18 protein-coding genes are annotated in these 16424 nt (G+C 63.3%); 8 read left to right on the top strand and 10 right to left on the bottom strand.

Annotated features, from left to right (window positions below; genetic code table 11):
• The first annotated feature begins 64 nt into the window (after positions 1-64).
• Positions 65-1135, top strand: a complete 1071-nt coding sequence (locus FO013_RS00175) for a GlxA family transcriptional regulator (protein ID WP_260847879.1) — start codon at positions 65-67, stop codon at positions 1133-1135.
• 38 nt (positions 1136-1173) lie between these two features.
• Here FO013_RS00175 and FO013_RS00170 read toward each other — a convergent pair whose 3' ends face one another.
• The 4 genes from FO013_RS00170 to FO013_RS00155 all read right to left on the bottom strand — a co-directional run bounded on the left by FO013_RS00170 (position 1174) and on the right by FO013_RS00155 (position 4138).
• Positions 1174-1659 carry a DoxX family protein gene (locus FO013_RS00170; protein ID WP_143920479.1) on the bottom strand — a complete coding sequence of 162 codons (486 nt, stop codon included), beginning with the start codon at positions 1657-1659 and terminating at the stop codon, positions 1174-1176.
• 177 nt (positions 1660-1836) lie between these two features.
• Positions 1837-2403: an NADPH-dependent FMN reductase gene (locus tag FO013_RS00165; protein WP_143920478.1), complete on the bottom strand. Its 567-nt coding sequence runs from the start codon at positions 2401-2403 to the stop codon at positions 1837-1839.
• A complete protein-coding gene (locus FO013_RS00160) occupies positions 2400-3596 on the bottom strand; it encodes an LLM class flavin-dependent oxidoreductase (RefSeq protein ID WP_222103555.1) in 1197 nt (398 codons plus the stop codon). The genes FO013_RS00165 and FO013_RS00160 overlap by 4 nt, the downstream gene beginning before the upstream one ends.
• Positions 3597-3688: 92 nt before the next feature.
• Complete coding sequence (locus FO013_RS00155; protein ID WP_143920477.1) at positions 3689-4138, bottom strand: MarR family winged helix-turn-helix transcriptional regulator; 450 nt, start codon at positions 4136-4138, stop codon at positions 3689-3691.
• 213 nt (positions 4139-4351) lie between these two features.
• Between FO013_RS00155 and FO013_RS00150 the strand changes: the two genes are divergently transcribed.
• From FO013_RS00150 to fdhD, 3 genes are read left to right on the top strand one after another with little or no spacing between them, the layout of a single operon-like run.
• Positions 4352-5815 carry an FAD-dependent monooxygenase gene (locus tag FO013_RS00150; protein ID WP_143920476.1) on the top strand — a complete coding sequence of 488 codons (1464 nt, stop codon included), beginning with the start codon at positions 4352-4354 and terminating at the stop codon, positions 5813-5815.
• Between the two features lie 59 nt (positions 5816-5874).
• The gene (locus FO013_RS00145; protein ID WP_143920475.1) at positions 5875-6426 is read left to right on the top strand and encodes a MogA/MoaB family molybdenum cofactor biosynthesis protein; all 552 of its coding nucleotides are present in this window, start codon (positions 5875-5877) and stop codon (positions 6424-6426) included.
• A 5-nt stretch (positions 6427-6431) separates the two neighbouring features.
• Positions 6432-7325: a formate dehydrogenase accessory sulfurtransferase FdhD gene (fdhD, locus tag FO013_RS00140; protein WP_143920474.1), complete on the top strand. Its 894-nt coding sequence runs from the start codon at positions 6432-6434 to the stop codon at positions 7323-7325.
• 42 nt (positions 7326-7367) lie between these two features.
• Here fdhD and FO013_RS00135 read toward each other — a convergent pair whose 3' ends face one another.
• Positions 7368-8774 carry an MBL fold metallo-hydrolase gene (locus FO013_RS00135; protein WP_143920473.1) on the bottom strand — a complete coding sequence of 469 codons (1407 nt, stop codon included), beginning with the start codon at positions 8772-8774 and terminating at the stop codon, positions 7368-7370.
• Between the two features lie 373 nt (positions 8775-9147).
• Here FO013_RS00135 and FO013_RS00130 point away from each other — a divergent pair, with 373 nt between their 5' ends.
• Entirely contained in the window at positions 9148-9498 is a 351-nt protein-coding gene (locus FO013_RS00130) for a hypothetical protein (RefSeq protein ID WP_143920472.1), read from the top strand.
• A gap of 28 nt (positions 9499-9526) precedes the next feature.
• Here FO013_RS00130 and FO013_RS00125 read toward each other — a convergent pair whose 3' ends face one another.
• The 5 genes from FO013_RS00125 to FO013_RS00105 form a co-directional block, all read right to left on the bottom strand.
• Entirely contained in the window at positions 9527-10699 is a 1173-nt protein-coding gene (locus tag FO013_RS00125; RefSeq protein WP_143920471.1) for a hypothetical protein, read from the bottom strand.
• On the bottom strand, positions 10699-11595 hold the full coding sequence (locus tag FO013_RS00120; RefSeq protein WP_260847878.1) for a cytochrome c biogenesis CcdA family protein: 897 nt from the start codon (positions 11593-11595) through the stop codon (positions 10699-10701). The genes FO013_RS00125 and FO013_RS00120 overlap by 1 nt, the downstream gene beginning before the upstream one ends.
• Positions 11595-12338 carry a DsbA family protein gene (locus tag FO013_RS00115; protein ID WP_143920470.1) on the bottom strand — a complete coding sequence of 248 codons (744 nt, stop codon included), beginning with the start codon at positions 12336-12338 and terminating at the stop codon, positions 11595-11597. The genes FO013_RS00120 and FO013_RS00115 overlap by 1 nt, the downstream gene beginning before the upstream one ends.
• A gap of 68 nt (positions 12339-12406) precedes the next feature.
• Positions 12407-13366, bottom strand: a complete 960-nt coding sequence (locus FO013_RS00110; protein WP_143920469.1) for a PQQ-binding-like beta-propeller repeat protein — start codon at positions 13364-13366, stop codon at positions 12407-12409.
• A 268-nt stretch (positions 13367-13634) separates the two neighbouring features.
• Positions 13635-14378, bottom strand: a complete 744-nt coding sequence (locus tag FO013_RS00105; RefSeq protein WP_222103554.1) for a DsbA family protein — start codon at positions 14376-14378, stop codon at positions 13635-13637.
• A gap of 166 nt (positions 14379-14544) precedes the next feature.
• On the opposite strand from FO013_RS00105, the gene FO013_RS00100 reads away from it, so the two are divergent.
• From FO013_RS00100 to FO013_RS00090, 3 genes are read left to right on the top strand one after another with little or no spacing between them, the layout of a single operon-like run.
• Entirely contained in the window at positions 14545-15039 is a 495-nt protein-coding gene (locus tag FO013_RS00100) for a hypothetical protein (protein ID WP_260847877.1), read from the top strand.
• Complete coding sequence (locus FO013_RS00095; protein WP_143920467.1) at positions 15036-15425, top strand: BlaI/MecI/CopY family transcriptional regulator; 390 nt, start codon at positions 15036-15038, stop codon at positions 15423-15425. Before FO013_RS00100 ends, FO013_RS00095 begins: the two co-directional genes overlap by 4 nt.
• Positions 15422-16408, top strand: coding sequence for a M56 family metallopeptidase (locus FO013_RS00090; protein WP_143920466.1), 987 nt, complete (start codon positions 15422-15424; stop codon positions 16406-16408). Before FO013_RS00095 ends, FO013_RS00090 begins: the two co-directional genes overlap by 4 nt.
• The last annotated feature ends 16 nt before the right edge of the window (positions 16409-16424 follow it).

Genomic DNA, 16424 nt, shown 5'->3' with positions numbered 1-16424 from the left:
GTAGCGCGCAACTGCGGCACACCTCCAGTGTGCGAGAGCCGGTCGGGCACTACCAGTAGCACAAATGCTCATCTACGATGGAATCACGCCAAACTTCACGAGCCTGCCACCAGCCGAACAGGAGGGCACCGACGTGCGCATTGCCATCTATGCCTTCACAGGCATCACCATGTTCCACCTGTCTGTGCCGCAGATGGTCTTCAACGAGGTTGCCCGCCAGGGCTTGGCAGCGTGGGAAACCGTCCTGTTCTCCGACGACGTTGCGCCGATCACGACGGCGGAGGGGTATCAGATCACTGGGGTGAGTGGGCCGGACGCGGCATACGGCTCCGAGGTGATCGTTGTCCCGTCCTGGTACGACGATGGTCGTCCGGCTGGGCAGCCCCTGCGACAGCTGCTCGTTGACAGTCATCACCGGGGTGCTTCCATTGCCGGACTCTGTCTGGGCACGTTCCCCATCGCAGACGCCGGTCTGCTCGCCGGCCGCAGGGCGGTGACGCACTGGCAGGGATTCGACCAACTCACCGCTCGACACCCGGATCTGGAGATCGACGATTCAGTTCTCTACATCGACTACGGCGATGTCATCACCTCGGCTGGCACAGCCTCGGCGTTGGATGCCTGTCTTCACATGGTGCGTACGAGATTGGGGGCCGACGCTGCGAACCAGGTGGCACGTTCCCTCGTCATCGCACCGCACCGCGACGGTGGGCAGGCGCAGTACATTCAGCGACCGCTGCCGGAACATGCCGATGACGACCCCATCTCTCGGGTTCTCGATTGGGCAGTCGATCACCTCGACGAATCACTGCCGGTAGAGAGGTTGGCCGAGGTCGCACACATGAGTGTGCGGACCTTCATCCGCACCTTTCGGGCATCGACTGGGGCGACGCCTGCTTCGTGGGTGCGCATGCGTCGCCTCGATGAGGCCCGTCGGGCGCTGGAGACCACGAGCCTGTCGATCGATCAGATCGCCGTGAACTGCGGATTCGGCAGTGTGGTGACTCTGCGGCAGAACTTCGCTGCCGCGTTCAAGACGACTCCTTCGGAATATCGTCGCCAGTTCGAAGCGCGACCCACTTCAACTGGGCAAACCCCAGCTGGGCCAACCCCAGCCGGGGCCGACCTCAGCTGATTCGACGTCTGATCAGCCCGCGGTTATATAGCCGGCGCCTATTCGGCCGGAACAGAGTCTGCGCTCGTTGCTGCGGCACTCCGCGACTGCTTCTGCCCCTTCTTCCCTTTGAGCAGGAACCTGTCGACACTGAAGCGACCTGGTCCCATGGCAGCCAACAGCAAGGCGCCGGCGGCCAGGGCTGCGACGAGTTCCCAGCCGCCCTGATCGACGAAGGGAACTGGGGTGAGGTGGACGATGACCAGTGCCCCGATGGGGTTGGCTGCCAACAGGACTCCGACGATCGGAGTCAGGGCGCCGAGGATGAGGAGCGCGCCGCCGATGAGTTCGACGAACGTGGCGAACGGAGCCGCGATGTCTGGCAGCGGCACGCCCATCTGTGCGAAGGACTGCGTGGTTCCCGAAACGGTCCACTCGTTGAACTTCTGCCAGCCGTGGGCGATGAAGATGGCGCCGAGGGCGATCCGAGCGATGACGGTGATGATGTCGCGGGCGATGGTCGGGAATCCAGTCGTGGCGTACACAGCGAGCTCCAGGGTTGATTGAAATTGCAACTACTAGGGTATATGCTGCGCTTGGCAAGACGCTGACAGCAGTTTCGCTTGTTATCTGAGATGATCGCGGACGGCCCTCGCTGACAACGCCTACCCTCGCTGACGACGCTGGCCGTCCTGACGACGCTTGCCGTCGGAGTCTGATGCTCAGAACCCGTAGGCGGCGTCCTTCGCTTCCCTGATCGAGGCGTAGGTCTGTGCGAGTACAAGGGTGTCCTCGACGAGCCGGTCGAGGCGGGCGATGACATCGGTGTTGACGATCTGCTTGCGCAGCAGGTCCTTCTCCTCGACGAACACGTAGGGCTGCACAACCTGGGCCTTCATATACGTGAGAATCGGCTGCAGCTGCTGCTGGGGGATGAGATAGTGCTTGGCTGACCCCGCGGTCGCGATCATGGCCACGACCTTGTCGCGGAAGGCATTGACCGGCAACAGGTCGAAGATGTTCTTCAGCGTCGCCGGAATCGAGGCCTGGAAGATCGGCGTGCCGATGATGATGGCATCGGCATCTATGAGGGCCCGGGTGACACGACCGGTATCTCCGGTGTACTCGGTGAAGTTCCGTCCGTCACTGAAGACCATGTCGACCTCGGCGAGGTCGATGAGCGTGGCCTCGACGTCCGGGTCCTGGACCATCACGGTCTGAGTGACATACTCCATGACGGTCCGCGTCTTGGTGCCGACGTTCGAACCCGAGATCGCGACGAGCTTCATCGGGCGGCCTCCTCGGCGGCATGGCGGTTCGCTGCCGGGGCAGTCGTGGCAGAAGTGGGCGTCGGTGAGGCCGTGTACTTCTTCAGGGCCGGGATAATCTCCGAGCCGATGATCTCGATCTGCTTCATCACCTGGTCATAGGGCATGCCGCCGAAATCCATCTGACCCAGGTATCGCTGATGGCCGAACACCTCATGCTGGTGCAGCATCTTCTCGACGATCTGCTGGGGGCTGCCGAGGTTGACGATGCTGTGCGGGTCTACCGCCTGGGCGAAGAGCTGCTTGGGCATGCCCTGACCGTTCGTGCGCTTCATCCCCTCATTGATATGAGGGTAGAGACCGCGAAGCGCCTCCTGCGAGGTCTCGGCAACATGGAAGAATCCCGCAGTCGCGATCGGCAGGGCAGCTGGATCGAACCCTTGGTGGCGTGCCGCCTCCCGGTAGGCATTGACCGTGGGTCTGAACGAGGAGGTGGTGCCGCCCAGGTGTGCCATGACCATGGGTACTCCTGCCAGACCGGCCTTGATCGCGCTCGTCGGGGCACCACCCACGGCTCGCCAGATCGGCAGCGGATCCTGTGCTGGGCGGGGGAGCACCTCGGCGTCGTTCAGCGGCGCACGGAACTTGCCCCTCCAGCTGAGCTTCTGCTCTCGATTGATTCGGTTGAGCAGCTCGAACTTCTCTTCGAACAGCTCCTCGTAGTCACGCAGATCATAGCCAAGCAGTTCGAAGAGCCCGACGCGTGAGGCGCGACCGGCGACGAGTTCGGCGCGGCCGCCGGAGATGTGGTCGATCGTGGAGAAGTTCTCGAACACGCGAACCGGGTCCGAGGTGCTCAGGATCGTCGAGGTGCTGCCGATGCGGATGGTGTTCGTCGCCTGGGCGATCGCGCCGAGGATGACGGCGTGGGCCTGCGAGGCGAAGTACTCCTGGTGACTCTCACCGACGCTGATGAAGTCGAGGCCGGCATCCTCGGCCGCCTGTGCATAGCCGATGAACTCGCGGATGCGCTCGCCCGCACTGACTCTGGATCCGTCGGCCGGGTTCGGCAGATGGTCGCCGAGGCTGTACATCCCGAACTGCAGTCCCTGGCCGGAGCTGAAACCCAGGTGATCCATCATGTTGACCGACTCGGTGTGGGCGACGGGTTCGGTGCTGGTGACGGGTTCCGTGCGGGAGGTAGGTGCGGTCATGTCTTCTCCTCAGTGACAGGGGAGTCGGTGCAGTCGTCGACTCCGAAAAGTATCGTTTGCCATGTCAACTGATGTTTCTGGAGAAATATTCCCTAGAGCGCTTCCTCCGCCTCACGACGTGTGACGCTGTGTTCGTAGAGTTTCTTCATCAGCGCATGCAGCTGCTTCTTCTCATCCTCGTCGAGGGCTTCGTCGAAGAGCGCGGATTGGAAGGCCACTTGGGCGGGGTATGCCGCTTCGAGCCGCTGCCGACCGGCGTCGGTGAGCGAGATGAACTTCGTCTTCCAATCCTGCTCACGTGAGATCAGGCCCTCGCCTTCGAGGCGAGAGACCATTCGGGAGACACCGCCGCCGGTGACAGTCAGCCCCTTTGCGAGATCTGACTGGGTGACCGGTTCGTAGGCGCGGATATGGCTGAGCATCTCGAACTGGGCGATGGTGAGGTCGAAGCGGCGCAGGTGGGTATTCGACATCTGATTGCTGTTCTGGACGAAGCGGACCATGCGCAGCCAGATCAACGTGCTCAGTGACAGATCTTCCATGGTGCCTCCTGTGCTGTCGGGCCGAGTGTGTCGACGGTGCTGCCTGATGGTCAATCTACATCGTGGCGAAGCGACAGCAGATAGCGACAGATGACGAAGGCAGGGAAGTCAAAGTTCCTTGCCTCTATTTACCTTATAGTGCAGATGGGGACTTGCGGCAAGGCCCCGTCTGCGGGGCAGACTGGTACCTCGCGTTGAGAGAGTGGAGCAGTTGTGACTGAAGTGATCATCGTCGGTGCCGGGCCGACCGGGTTGATGCTGGCCGCAGAGCTGGCTCTGGCAGGGGTGGACAGCGTTCTTGTCGAGAGACGAGCAAACCAGGACCTGGTCGGAACGCGTGCGATGGGTCTGCAGTCGCGGACCCTTGAGATGCTCGATCAGCGAGGCATCGTCGATCGGTTCCTGGACGCGGGCCAGATTTCGCAGGTGCTGGGATTCGGCAACACTCGACTTGGCATCATCGATTTTCCGTCCCGGCACCCCTACGGCTTGGGGCTGGGCCAGCAGCACACCGAACGCATCTTGGCCGAGTGGGTCGGAGAACTCGGGGTGCGAATCGACTACGGCGTCGAAGTCACCGGATTCGACCAGGATCGCGACGGAGTCGATGTCCGGCTCTCCGATGGCCGGACTCTGAGAACCGACTACATCGTCGGCTGCGACGGCGGACGCAGTCTGATCCGAAAGACTGCGGGAATCGACTTCCCCGGCTGGGAGCCGACCATGAGCAGCCTCATCGCCGACGTCGAACTGACCGAGGACCCCGAATGGGGTGTCCACCATCATGAATTCGGCACGCAGGCATTCAGCCAGCTCCCGCACGGTCGGGTGAGCCTCGTCGTCTCCGAGAGGGAACCGCAGGAGAACACGGAACCCAGCCTTGAGGATCTGCGCGCCGGGCTCATCGATGCGTGGGGGACTGACTTCGGCGTCCGCAATCCCGGCTCGATCAGTCGCTTCACCGACATGGCTCGCCAGGCCGCGAGCTATCGTTCCGGACGGGTGCTGTTGGCCGGAGACTCGGCACACGTCCACTCGCCGGTCGGTGGCCAAGGCCTCAACACCGGCGTCCAAGACGCGGTGAACCTAGGGTGGAAGCTGGCGCGGGTGGTCAAGGGGACGTCGTCAGAGAATCTCCTCAATACCTATCACCGGGAGCGTCACGCCGTCGGGGCTCAGGTCATTCACCATAACCTGGCGCAGACGTCCTTGATGCGGATGGACGACCGCGTCAAAGCCCTCAATGAAGTCATCGATGGCTGGCTTCACATGGACGGACCCCGCAAATCACTTGCCGGTGACCTCTCCGGCCTCGCCATCCACTACACAAGCCGAACGGACATCTCCAATGACGAGGCGCACCCGCTGGTGGGACGCCGCGTACCCGACTTGGATCTCCACAGCCCGGCAGGGGCATTTCGGGCGTACACGCTTCTCCACGGGGGCCGCCCGGTTCTGCTCAACCTCGGCGATCCCAGCGGCATCGACATCACGGCATGGGTGGACCAGGTCGACCGCGTCGACGCGCGTTACTACGGTGAGTGGGACCTTCCGGTGATCGGTAAGGTAGCCGCTCCCACCGCCGTGCTCATCCGTCCTGACGGTTATGTGGCATGGGTCGGGCAGTCCAGCACGGAGGGGCTGAACGAAGCACTGACATTCTGGTTCGGTCTCTAGCTCTTCGTGGAACAATGGGTGGCAGAGCTTGTGTGTGCGCTGGGAAGAAGGATTGATTCGTGAATAGCCAGAACTCAGCAGTCGGAGAGACTGACGACCTCCTCGGTGAGGGCCGGTCAGCCGCGGTCATCATCGCCTCCACCTCGGCGGCCAGGGGAGAGGCGGCCGACACCACCGGGCCGATCCTCGTCGACTGGCTGCGCACCTGCGGATATGACACTCCCGATGCCATCGTCGTCCGTGACGGTGAGCCTGTCGGTCAGGCGCTGCGCACGCTCCTCGTCGACACTCCCGAACACGAACGCCCGCGCATCATCGTCACCAGCGGCGGCACCGGTTTGGCACCCGATGATCGGACCCCGGAATACACCGCCGAACTCCTTGAACGACAGTCTCCTGGACTCATCTACGCAATGTGGCGCAAAGGCCTGGAGACGACTTCCTCGGCGGTGATGAGTCGCGGCGTCGCCGGCGTTCGCGGCCGCAGCTTCGTCATCAACTTCCCCGGGTCGAAGGGCGGCGTCAAGGACGGCATCACCGTCATCGACGATCTCCTCGAGCACATCCAAACCTCCATCGAGGACACCACCGACCACGGACCAAGGGTCTGATCACCATGGCTCAACGCAGGGCCGTTCGTGCCCGAGTCCACAGATTCGACGCCACCGGAGAGATCTCCGCCGGGCCCGACTCCCTGGCTGGGGAGGAGCCGCTGGAGGTCCGCCTCAACGGGGAACAGTTCTCCGTCACCATGCGCACACCCGGCAATGACATCGAACTCGTGGCCGGCTATCTCCTCTCCGAAGCGATCATCACGACCATGGCCGACATCGAGGAGATCGACTTCTCCACAGGACTTGCTCCCGACGGGACCCGGAATCACAACGTGGCACAGGTGCGGTTGCGAACCGGAATCTGGAGCGCCGAGGCGGCCCCTGCCCGATCCGTCTACACCTCCTCCTCGTGTGGAATCTGCGGCACCGCGGCCATCGACGCGGTGACGAAGACCTCCGCTTACCCCCTGATCCCAGCTTCCTGTCACCTCGACGAGGATGACGATGAGGAGTACCGGTTCCCGCCCCTGCTTTCGGCAGCGCGCATCGGTGAATTGCCCGAGCGTCTGCGTACTCAGCAGGACGTCTTCGACAAGACCGGGGGAGTCCATGCCGCTGCACTCTTCGCCGTCGGCGAGGATCCGAACGACGAGCCGGAACTCCTTATCGGACGTGAAGATGTGGGTCGTCACAACGCCGTCGACAAGGTCATCGGCTGGGCGATGTCACACCAGGGAAGTGGTCTGCCGCTGAGCCGAACGGTCCTGCAGGTCTCAGCGCGTGCCTCATTCGAATTGGTGCAGAAGTCGGCAATGGCAGGCATCCCTATGATGTCGGCTGTCAGCGCCCCCTCGGCGCTGGCCGTCGATCATGGCAAGAGCGTGGGCGTGAGTGTCATCGGCTTCAATCGCAGGGGTCGTTTCAATGCCTATTCGTATCCGGAGCGGGTGGCCTGAGCTCCGGCCGGAGCCCCGGCATGCTGAATGTGGCCTATCGGGTCACTGCATCTGGAGCCCCTGCTTCTGCTGAGCCGCCTGCCAGCGAAGATAGCTGCCTTCGAGTTCGATGACGCGGTGCCCGGCTCGCCGCAGAGCGCTGGACGCCACCGAGTTGCGCACCCCGCTCTGGCAGAAGCTGACGATCGTGCCCGAAACTGGCAGTCGATCCTGATGCCAGAGGACTCGGCCTGCACTCAGCTGCTGTGCGCCGGGGATCGTGCCCTGCGCGAATTCCGATGTATTGCGTACATCGAGGAGCATCTCGTAATCAGTCGAGTCGAGGTCCTCCGGCCCTACCAGATCGGGGACAGCTGCGGGGAGTCCGTCGGTGGCGGTGACATAGCCTTCCGCTGTGTCGATGCCGACCCGAATGAGGTGATTCCGCAAGTGGTGAGCGGTATCCGAGCCGTCGGCCAGTAGTACGAGAGGCCTGGGATCGGACTCCGGATCCAGTACCCAGCCCGCATGGACGGCAGGCTTGTTCCAGGCCGGAATGTTGATGGCATCCCGAACCGTTCCCGCGTGGACATCGTGCTGATCCCTGGTGTCGATGACGGTCACACTGGCGTTCGCCAGGCCCTCGCGGACTGCGGTGACACTCAGTTCTGGCAGCACCGACTGTGGACCGAGAATCGCGGGCCCTTCCAGGTTCTGTCGTTTCATGCGACCGAAATAGGAGGGGGCATCCGGCTGTCCGTCCAAGAGCTCGTCGATGAAACCCTGCTCATCGCCGGCGGCAAGATGGTGGCCCCACCAGGAGAAGCTGCGTTCGTAGCCGACTGTGGTGGTGGGCACGGAGCCCAAAGCCTTGCCACAGGCGCTTCCGGCACCGTGGGCGGGGAGGAGCTGAACGTAGTCGGGCAGCGGCAGCAGCTTTCCTCTCAAGCTCTCGTAGAGCTGCCGGGCACCGTCAAAGCGGGTGTCGACCCCGCCGGCGGCCTCGTCGAGCAGATCCGGTCGACCCAGATCGCCGACGAAGACGAAGTCGCCGGTGAACATGAACCCGGGCTCCTCCGCTGTGGCGGTGTCGGTCAGCAGGAAGGAGAGATGTTCGGGGGTATGCCCCGGCGTGTGCACCACCCTCAGCATTAACTTGCCGACGGTGATGGTGTCACCGTCAGCCAAGCGTTCGCCCTCGTAGCCGTATTGCCAGTCAGCTCCGCCCTCACCGGACAGATGGGCAATGGCGCCGGTGGAATCGGCCAATTCTCTGGTGCCGGAGAGGAAATCGGCGTGAATGTGCGTCTCGGTGACGTGGGTGATGCGCAGTCCCTTGGCTTCGGCCAACTCCAGGTAGGCGCTGATGTCCCGACTGGGGTCGATGACGATGGCGTCGCCGGTGGCCTGACAGCCGATGAAGTAGCTCGCGTGAGAGAGGTCCTCATCGTAGATTCGTTCGAGTAACATGACGCTTCTCCTGTCCGACTGCCAGGGTGAGGCCGCTGCACCGTTGCAGGGCATCGTCCTAGATGCTGTGAGTCAGACCGTGGGCGAGCGCCTCGTGGGTCAGCCATACCCGACGGATGGTCAGAGACTCACCATCAGAATACGCCGCCCGGGCGACGGGGGACAGGCATCAGCGGTCATCTCTTAGTCACGAGACGTCATCGATATGGTGGGCGCGGCGCGGGGCTTTTGTCAGCTCTGTGGAGGGTGCGTCGGGCCTGAATCCACCGCGGGAAGGAGCGGCGATTCAGTCTTCAGGGGGAAGTGGCCCGGCAGGTGGGTGCATACGCTGACTTCATGGGCTACCCCGCCCAACTGAGGTAAAGGACTCGCCATGACCGAGGTCACCGTCAACAACAATCATCTGACGATCGTCTTTCCCGGGTGGGAGCGACTGATGGCCGGGCGTCGTTTCCATTCCGTACCACTTGATGCGATCCGCACCTCCGAAGTCACCGGGTGGCCGTCGGAGTTTCTGGGTCTGCGATCTGGTCTGAACATCTCCGGCTACCGAAAGCTCGGCACCTATCGGCACCCGAACGGCACACGTCGTCTCGTGGCGATGAAGGCCGGTGAACCGGTGCTGCGCATCCGCCTGACCGACGGCTCCAATGGCTGGGGATTCGATGAACTGCTCATCTCCACTCCGAACGCCGACGAGGTGAACGCAGCGCTTCAGGACTGACCTTGCTCGTCCGCGGTCGGCGGCAGCCCTAACCTTCCGCGGATTTCTTGACCACCCTGTCCGTGGCCAGCAGGGTTCGATCACCGGCCCGCAAGGTTCCCAGACCTTGTGACGTGAAGAGGTCAGGAACTGCGACGATGCCCGAGCCCTCGGCCGGGTAGCCCCTGGCGACGCTGCCGGTGGCTGCGTTGTGGACCCGCAGACTCGCGCCCTCGCGCAGGTAGATGAGCCCGCCGACGGCAGCCTCTAACATCACAGGCTCGGGCAGAGAGACCGGCAGTTCGTTCGTGCCCGTCGCATCGATGACCGTCAGGCCCTGCTCGTCCCTCGTGATGATCGTCTCCGAGTTCGCATCTTGAGCGATCTCGCTGGCGGACTCGTCGAGGACATCACCAGTCTCTGCATCGATGACGGGCCCGGACCCATCGTCGGCATCGAGATGAATGAGACCGTCGACCTGTTCGGGGAAGGCTGTAAGCCCCTCGACGCTCCAGCCGTGATCCGCCAGCGAAATCTCCCAACTGGTGTCTCCTCCGTCCGAGGCGGAGAGAGTGTCCTGACCAACGCTGAGGAACGTCCCCTGAAATTCGCCGAGGACTCGCGAGGTCGAGGAATCCTCATCTGCGACTTCACCGGTGTCAGAGTCGAGTGCCACAGCTTCTCCGTCATCTGTGTCGCCGCCATCGTCGGCGGGCGAGAAGACCGTTCCCGGGCCTTGCAGCGGACCGGGAACGTCTGTCGGGCCCCACCGCTGCTCACCCGATTCGAGGTCATAGGCGCTTGCCGTCACCTCGGTGCTGCAGCTTTCGTCAGTAGCCGAGTCGGTGAGCACCGCCAGTGGTGTCCCCTCACTGTCAGCGGTCACGGCGAACCCGGTGCACCCCACGGGCCGATTGGCCTGCCACAGGGTGGTGCCGCTGCTGTCGACGGCACTGAAGTCCAGCCGATCCTCGCTGCTGCCTGCGGACAGGAACACATCGTCGAGGTGCTTGACGTCGAGGTCCCAGTCCGGTTCCACGAGTTCGAGCGGTTCGACGATCAGTGGCATCTGCAGGTCGGAGGCATCGACTGCATCGAGCTTCGTGTCGACCGGACTTGTTCCGCGTTCGAACTCGGGCGGCTCCTCGACCGGAGTGCAGCCGATAAGCGCCAGTGCCATGGGCAGGGTGGCGGCCAATGCGAAGAGTTTTCGTCGGGCCATCAGTGCCTCGGCTCGTCTCTGGCCGAGCTCTCATTGCTCTTCCCTCTCGTGTCCGTGCCGCGCATGTCCTGAGCGCGTCGGCGTTCATGACGGAACCACAGGATGATCGCGACGACCGCCAGCAGGCAGATGACGAGGATGTCGATCGTCGTCGACGTCCAGTTGCTCGTCCATTCCTGAGCATGGGCAAGGGTGGATGTCGAGACCAGGGACGGCGCCGAGACCAGGCCGTTCGTCATCCAGAAGACGATGCCGATGATGATCATCAGCGCCCCGGTGAGCATCGAGATGACGGGCAGGCGAAGGCCGAACAGCTTCACCGAGCCCCCGCGCATGACCGATCGGGCTCGCGGACCCATTCGCGACCATAGAGCCGCGATGATGAACAGCGGCACGACCATGCCGGCACCGTAGATCGCGAGCATCACGCCGCCGAGGAACACGCTGCCTCGGGTCGCCGCCAGAGTGAGGACCGCGCCGAGGATGGGGCCGGAGCAGACACCGGCGATCCCACTCGTGGCGCCGAGGAGGAATGTCTTCGTCGCTCCCGTCGCAGTCGCGGATTTGGATCTCATGGCCTCGGCGCCGGGCAGTGCCTTAGCGGGGTCGAATCCGAATCCGAAGAACTGGACGATGCCGAGGATGATGAGGATGACCGAGGCGACGAGGACGATCGTGCCACGATATGCGGTGAAGAGTGCACCGAGTGTTCCGGCTCCCATTCCCAGCGGAATGAGCACGAGCAGCATGCCCACGTAGAAGATGGCTGCGTGGAGCACCAGCCGTGAGCCGACGCCGACGGTGGAGCCGAAGAAGGCGGGCAGCAGCAGTGCCGCACATGGGCTGAGCAGTGCGAGCACTCCGCCGATGAAGGCACTGAGCAATCCGATGTCCATCAGTATCCTTCTTCCAGTCTCTGTTCTATGGCGTCGACGAAGACGATGGTGGGCTGAGCCCCGACATAGGGTTCGTCGTCAAGGATGAACGTCGGCGTCGAGAATGCGCCGAGCTCGGTGCCCATCTTGGCGTTCTTGTCTACGGCCTTGGCCGTCTCAGGCGAATTCATGTCCTTGGTGAACCGGTCCATGTCGAGGCCGATGTCGGAGGCCACGGAAGTCAGCGCCTCGGGAGAGAGATCCGCCGGCGGCCGTGGTGTGCCTCCGGCGAACAGCTTGTCGTGAAACTCCCAGTGCTTGTCCTGCAGAGCCGCTGCATAGGCTGCCTTGGCCGCCTGTTCGGACGCGGAGCCGAAGACATTGACCTCGCGCCATTCGATGCGCAGATCACCGGAGTCGACGTAGTCGAGCATCTCCGGCAGGGTGTCCTGGGACCAGGCCGCACAGTACGGACATTGATAGTCGGAGAAGACGACGAGTGTGACCGGAGCATCGACTGGACCCTCGGCCAGTGGGTTCTCATCGTCGGTGTCGAAGTCGCTGACATCCTTCTGCTGAGGATCCTCGACCTCGGTGACGACGACATCCGGCTCCGTGTGCTCGCCGGTCGCCTTCTGGGCGGAATTGTCGCCGTGCTCTCGATCCATGAAGAGGATCATGAGCACGAGGGCAACCGCCACGGCGATGACCACGAGGGGCACCCACCAACGATATCGGGGCCTGGCTGCTTCGTGTCTCGGCATATCACCACTCCTGCATTTCTTCCCTGCTGAGAAAAGTTTTGGACATGACTGTTCGTCCTCGCCAAAGTTCATCTCCGACCTGTGATCAGCAGCGGCGATTGCGGATCGCCGACGAGTGCGGCCCCAGACTCGGCGATGTGGTGGGGCGATCCCAGACTCTTGAGCGTCCTCAGCAGGGGAGTGTCACCTTCGGCAAGGCTCCCGTTCCGAGCCGATCGGGCCGCGACTGACCGATCTGTCTGATCGGGGCCGCCCGTGCTCTCCGTATCGAAGGCGATGAGGCCGGCACCTACGGCGGCTACCTCGGCGTTCTCGGGCAGGGGTGACTCCCAGCGTTCGCTGCCGTCACTATCGAAACCCTGCAGATCAGCACCTGCCGTGACCAGGGTGTCGGTCGATGAATCGAACCAGGCCCCAGAGATATCAGAGTCGACGCTCGCCCCCGAGTTCAAATCGATGAGGGTTCGTTCCTCGCTGCCGGCGTCGCCCAGCAGTGCGTGAGTTGCGCCGATCGGCTCCCAGGGAATCTCCCTGGCCTCGGCTGCGGACACGTCGAAGTCTCCAGCGGTCCGAGTCCAGAGCCTGTCCCCATCGAGATTCTCCCCGATGAGGTTATCGTCCCGGCTGCGAACGAGATGCTCGCTGAACAGTGCGACCACCCGAGTTGAGGTGTCGTCGTTCTCGGCGGCGACCACATCGCCGGTGGCCGGGTCGAGTGCGGTGCGGGGACCGCCGGTTCCGATGAAGTCCTTCGGTGCGCTCGCGAAGACGAGTCCATTGCCCAGCATGGCCCCGGGCGTTTCGACTGGCCCCCACCGCTTCTGACCGGTCTCGAGGTCATAGCCGCTCGCCGTCGATGTGAGTGAGCCCCCTGTCGTGGGGCCTTGGTCCATGAGTACTGCGATGGGGCCGGAATCGGTGGTCGTGACGAGGTAGGCGGAGCAGACGCGTGGACGCTGCGCCGTCCACAGAATCACGCCGTTTGAGTCGACGGCGCGGTATTCCAGGCGGGCATCCTTTTCATGCATAGACAGGAACGTACCCTTCGCTTCCTGGGCCGGGGCATCCCAGCCGGGGTCGACGGTCCGCGCCGCTGCGGAATCGTTCCCCGCGCCCTGCGTCTCGAAGTCGGCCCCCGGCCCCCGAAGGTCCGAAGCTCGGGGCTCGTGAGCCAGCCGTGCTCGGCTCGGAGGACGGGGATTCCTGGTCGAGGACAGAACAGGCGCTGAGCGGCAGGACGATGGCAAGAACGAGTGGCAGTGCCGCCGAGGTGGTGGACCATGGTCGCACGATTCCTTACCCTTCCGCCTCGGCGAGGGCGTCGTCGACGGCGCTGACGAATTCCTTGGTCGGTTGGGCGCCCACGAGGGGTTTGCCGCCGATGACGAACGTCGGGGTGCTGGCCACACCCAGGGAAGAGCCCTCTTGGGCGTTGGCCTCGAACTCTTCGTGGGCATCGACCGAATTCAAGTCTCCCTTGAACTTCACGGGATCGAGCCCGAGATCCTTTGCCGCAGCCACCAGCGAGTCGTCATCGAGTTCGGATTTCGCAGGATGCTCGCCGCCCTCGAACATGGCATCGTGGAACTCCCAGTACTTGTCCTGGAGTCCGGCGGCATAGGCTGCGCGGGCCGCCCTTTCCGACTCTTCACCGAAGACCGCGAGGTCACGCATCTCTATTCGCAGATCGCCCTCGGCGACGTATTCCATCATGGTCGGCAATGTCTCCTCGTTCCAGGACGCACAGTATGGGCACTGGTAGTCGGAGAACATGACGAGGGTCACGGGGGCATCCACATCGCCAGCTGCACGGCTGTCGCCGTCGACCCTGTGCTCAACGAATGACAGGTCGACTTCTTCCCCGCCGGAATCGGACTCGCCGCGGGCTCCCGACTCGCTCTGCGAATCTGTGCCCTGAACGCTCGTGCCGCCCTCGGGCGAGCCCTGATTGACGATGACCACGCCGATGAGAACCGCAGCGAGGACGATTACGGCCAAGGGGACGAGCCACACCATGGGGCCGCGATCCGAACGGAACATGGAATCCTCCTGAGGAAGTCGGGTCGAGAGCTGAGGGGGTCGAGTCGGGAACGCCGGGCCGCCGAGCGCCCGAGACGGCGTGCCATGGCACTTTACTATGGCACATAGTATACTAACGACCATAGTAATCAGATTGCCTGGCACTGTGCAAAGAAGGGGTTATGTATTGATCTCGTATCTCTCAGACGCGACCCAGGCGCTTCGAATGTGGGGCGCCCGCCGAATCCTCGTCGCCATCGCGGCGGCCTGTGTCTCTGTGCTCGTCATCGGTGTGTCGACGGTGCTCATCCCCAACTCCCTGTTCTCCAGAGACATTCCACCCGTGTGGTGGGACTATCCGATCTGGATCCTCATGTCCGTTCTCATCGGCCTGCTCATCGCCACCTATGTCGGGGAGTCCGGGGCTGGCGTGATGAGGACCAACGGCGGTACCTTCGGCACCGTGGGCGGCATGCTCGGGTGGTTCGCGGTCGGGTGCCCTGTCTGTAACAAGATCGCACTTCTGGTGCTCGGCTACACTGGGGCTCTCACATACTTTGCGCCGCTGCAGCCTGTGCTGGCGGTGTTGTCGGTCCTCCTCCTGCTGGTCGCGGTGGTCGTCCGCCTCAAGGGGCAGTTCTCCTGTCCGGTGCCCACTCGTGAAAGGAGCCGTCTGCCATGACATCAAAGTCGGGTTCGACTGAGAAGTCATCGCCGATTCGCCTCGGGGCTCTCGAGCAGCAGGTCATGGACCTGTTGTGGGACGACGGGTCGTTGACTGTCAGGCAGATCATCGAAGACTTAGACAATGTTCCCGCCTACACGACGATCGCGACTGTGCTGACGAACCTTGAACGGAAGGGCCTCGTACGGCGTGAGCGACAGGGCAGATCGGTGCTGCACCGTCCGATCATCAGCCGCGAAGAGCATGCGGCGACGCTCATGCAGAACGCGCTTCTCAACGGGGGAGACCGGGCGGCATCGATCCTGCACTTCGTCGATGGCATCGGAGCCGAGGACGTCGAGCTCCTTCGTGGCTATCTCAGTTCCAAGGACGAACGCGGATGAGTCTGCTGCTCATCGGCGCCGGCGCAATCGCTCTGTTCGCCCTCATCACCTTCATCGGTCCCTTTCTCGTGAGAACGGCCGCGCCGGTTCTCATGCGAGTACCGCAACTGGCTGTGTATGGGCTCCTGTTGGTGTCCCTGATGTGGTGGGCCGTCGTGGCAGCGTTGAGCCTCATGGCCGCCACGCTGTTCAAGGGGCCGGATGTTCTCCCCGTTCCCCTTGCCGATGTGTGCCAGCGGTGCCTCATCGCAGCCAGCCCGTTCCCCGGGCTGGCGCAGGTCGACACATTGGTCCCGGTGGTCCTCTTCCTCATCTTCCCGCTTGTGCTCTCGGTGGTCTCCGTCGTCTGGGCGCTGCATCAGCGGACTCGTCGCAAACAGGCGAACTCGGCTGCAGCCCGGCGTCTGCGCCGGGACTCGGCAGTCGCTGATGTCAACGGGCATTCACTGAACGTCCTCGAGGGCCGGGCCCCGTTCGCGTTCTCACTGCCACAGAAATACGGTGGTGTGATCGTTTCCGAAGCGCTGTGCGCGAGCTTGGAGAAGAATGAGCTCACCGCCGTGCTCGAGCATGAACGAGCCCACATCGAGGGCGGGCATCATCGGGTGATGGCAATCGTCGACACGTTCGTGCGACCGCTGTCGTTCATTCCCTTGTTCGCCGAGGTGGCCGCTTCCATTCCCCGCTATCTCGAGATCGCTGCCGATAACCGAGCGAGGCAGGTCGCCGGCACGGCGGCTCTGGCCAGCGCTCTCCTCAAGATCGGGCAGCCGACGAGCCAGGGCGACCACCTCGGCGGTCTCCATGCCCTCAACATCGCCGGAGCTGATCGCATTCGGCAGTTGGTCTCACCGGCCACGATGACGTCCGGGATACTGCCGGTGTTGGCTCTGGTCAGTGTGCTCGCGGCATTCGTCACCGTGTTCTCTTCAGTCTTCTACTCCTACGCCACGGTGCTGGCTAGCGGATGCGTCATCCCCTGATCGACCTCAGTGAAGT

It is taken from the genome of Brevibacterium aurantiacum (genome assembly GCF_007558825.1).
In the GTDB taxonomy this organism is placed as follows: Bacteria; Actinomycetota; Actinomycetes; order Actinomycetales; family Brevibacteriaceae; genus Brevibacterium; species Brevibacterium aurantiacum_A.
Note: the sequence above shows the minus strand (reverse complement) of the source record. Positions and strands in the feature narration are given on the sequence as shown.

What these genes read in the sequence shown, in the direction of transcription:
- FO013_RS00175 (WP_260847879.1), top strand. Translation starts at nt 65, where the DNA reads ATGCTCATCTACGATGGAATCACGCCAAACTTCACGAGCCTGCCACCA.
- FO013_RS00165 (WP_143920478.1), bottom strand. Translation starts at nt 2,403, where the DNA reads ATGAAGCTCGTCGCGATCTCGGGTTCGAACGTCGGCACCAAGACGCGG.
- FO013_RS00160 (WP_222103555.1), bottom strand. Translation starts at nt 3,596, where the DNA reads ATGACCGCACCTACCTCCCGCACGGAACCCGTCACCAGCACCGAACCC.
- FO013_RS00155 (WP_143920477.1), bottom strand. Translation starts at nt 4,138, where the DNA reads ATGGAAGATCTGTCACTGAGCACGTTGATCTGGCTGCGCATGGTCCGC.
- fdhD (WP_143920474.1), top strand. Translation starts at nt 6,432, where the DNA reads ATGGCTCAACGCAGGGCCGTTCGTGCCCGAGTCCACAGATTCGACGCC.
- FO013_RS00135 (WP_143920473.1), bottom strand. Translation starts at nt 8,774, where the DNA reads ATGTTACTCGAACGAATCTACGATGAGGACCTCTCTCACGCGAGCTAC.
- FO013_RS00130 (WP_143920472.1), top strand. Translation starts at nt 9,148, where the DNA reads ATGACCGAGGTCACCGTCAACAACAATCATCTGACGATCGTCTTTCCC.
- FO013_RS00125 (WP_143920471.1), bottom strand. Translation starts at nt 10,699, where the DNA reads ATGGCCCGACGAAAACTCTTCGCATTGGCCGCCACCCTGCCCATGGCA.
- FO013_RS00120 (WP_260847878.1), bottom strand. Translation starts at nt 11,595, where the DNA reads ATGGACATCGGATTGCTCAGTGCCTTCATCGGCGGAGTGCTCGCACTG.
- FO013_RS00115 (WP_143920470.1), bottom strand. Translation starts at nt 12,338, where the DNA reads ATGCCGAGACACGAAGCAGCCAGGCCCCGATATCGTTGGTGGGTGCCC.
- FO013_RS00110 (WP_143920469.1), bottom strand. Translation starts at nt 13,366, where the DNA reads ATGCATGAAAAGGATGCCCGCCTGGAATACCGCGCCGTCGACTCAAAC.
- FO013_RS00105 (WP_222103554.1), bottom strand. Translation starts at nt 14,378, where the DNA reads ATGTTCCGTTCGGATCGCGGCCCCATGGTGTGGCTCGTCCCCTTGGCC.
- FO013_RS00095 (WP_143920467.1), top strand. Translation starts at nt 15,036, where the DNA reads ATGACATCAAAGTCGGGTTCGACTGAGAAGTCATCGCCGATTCGCCTC.
- FO013_RS00090 (WP_143920466.1), top strand. Translation starts at nt 15,422, where the DNA reads ATGAGTCTGCTGCTCATCGGCGCCGGCGCAATCGCTCTGTTCGCCCTC.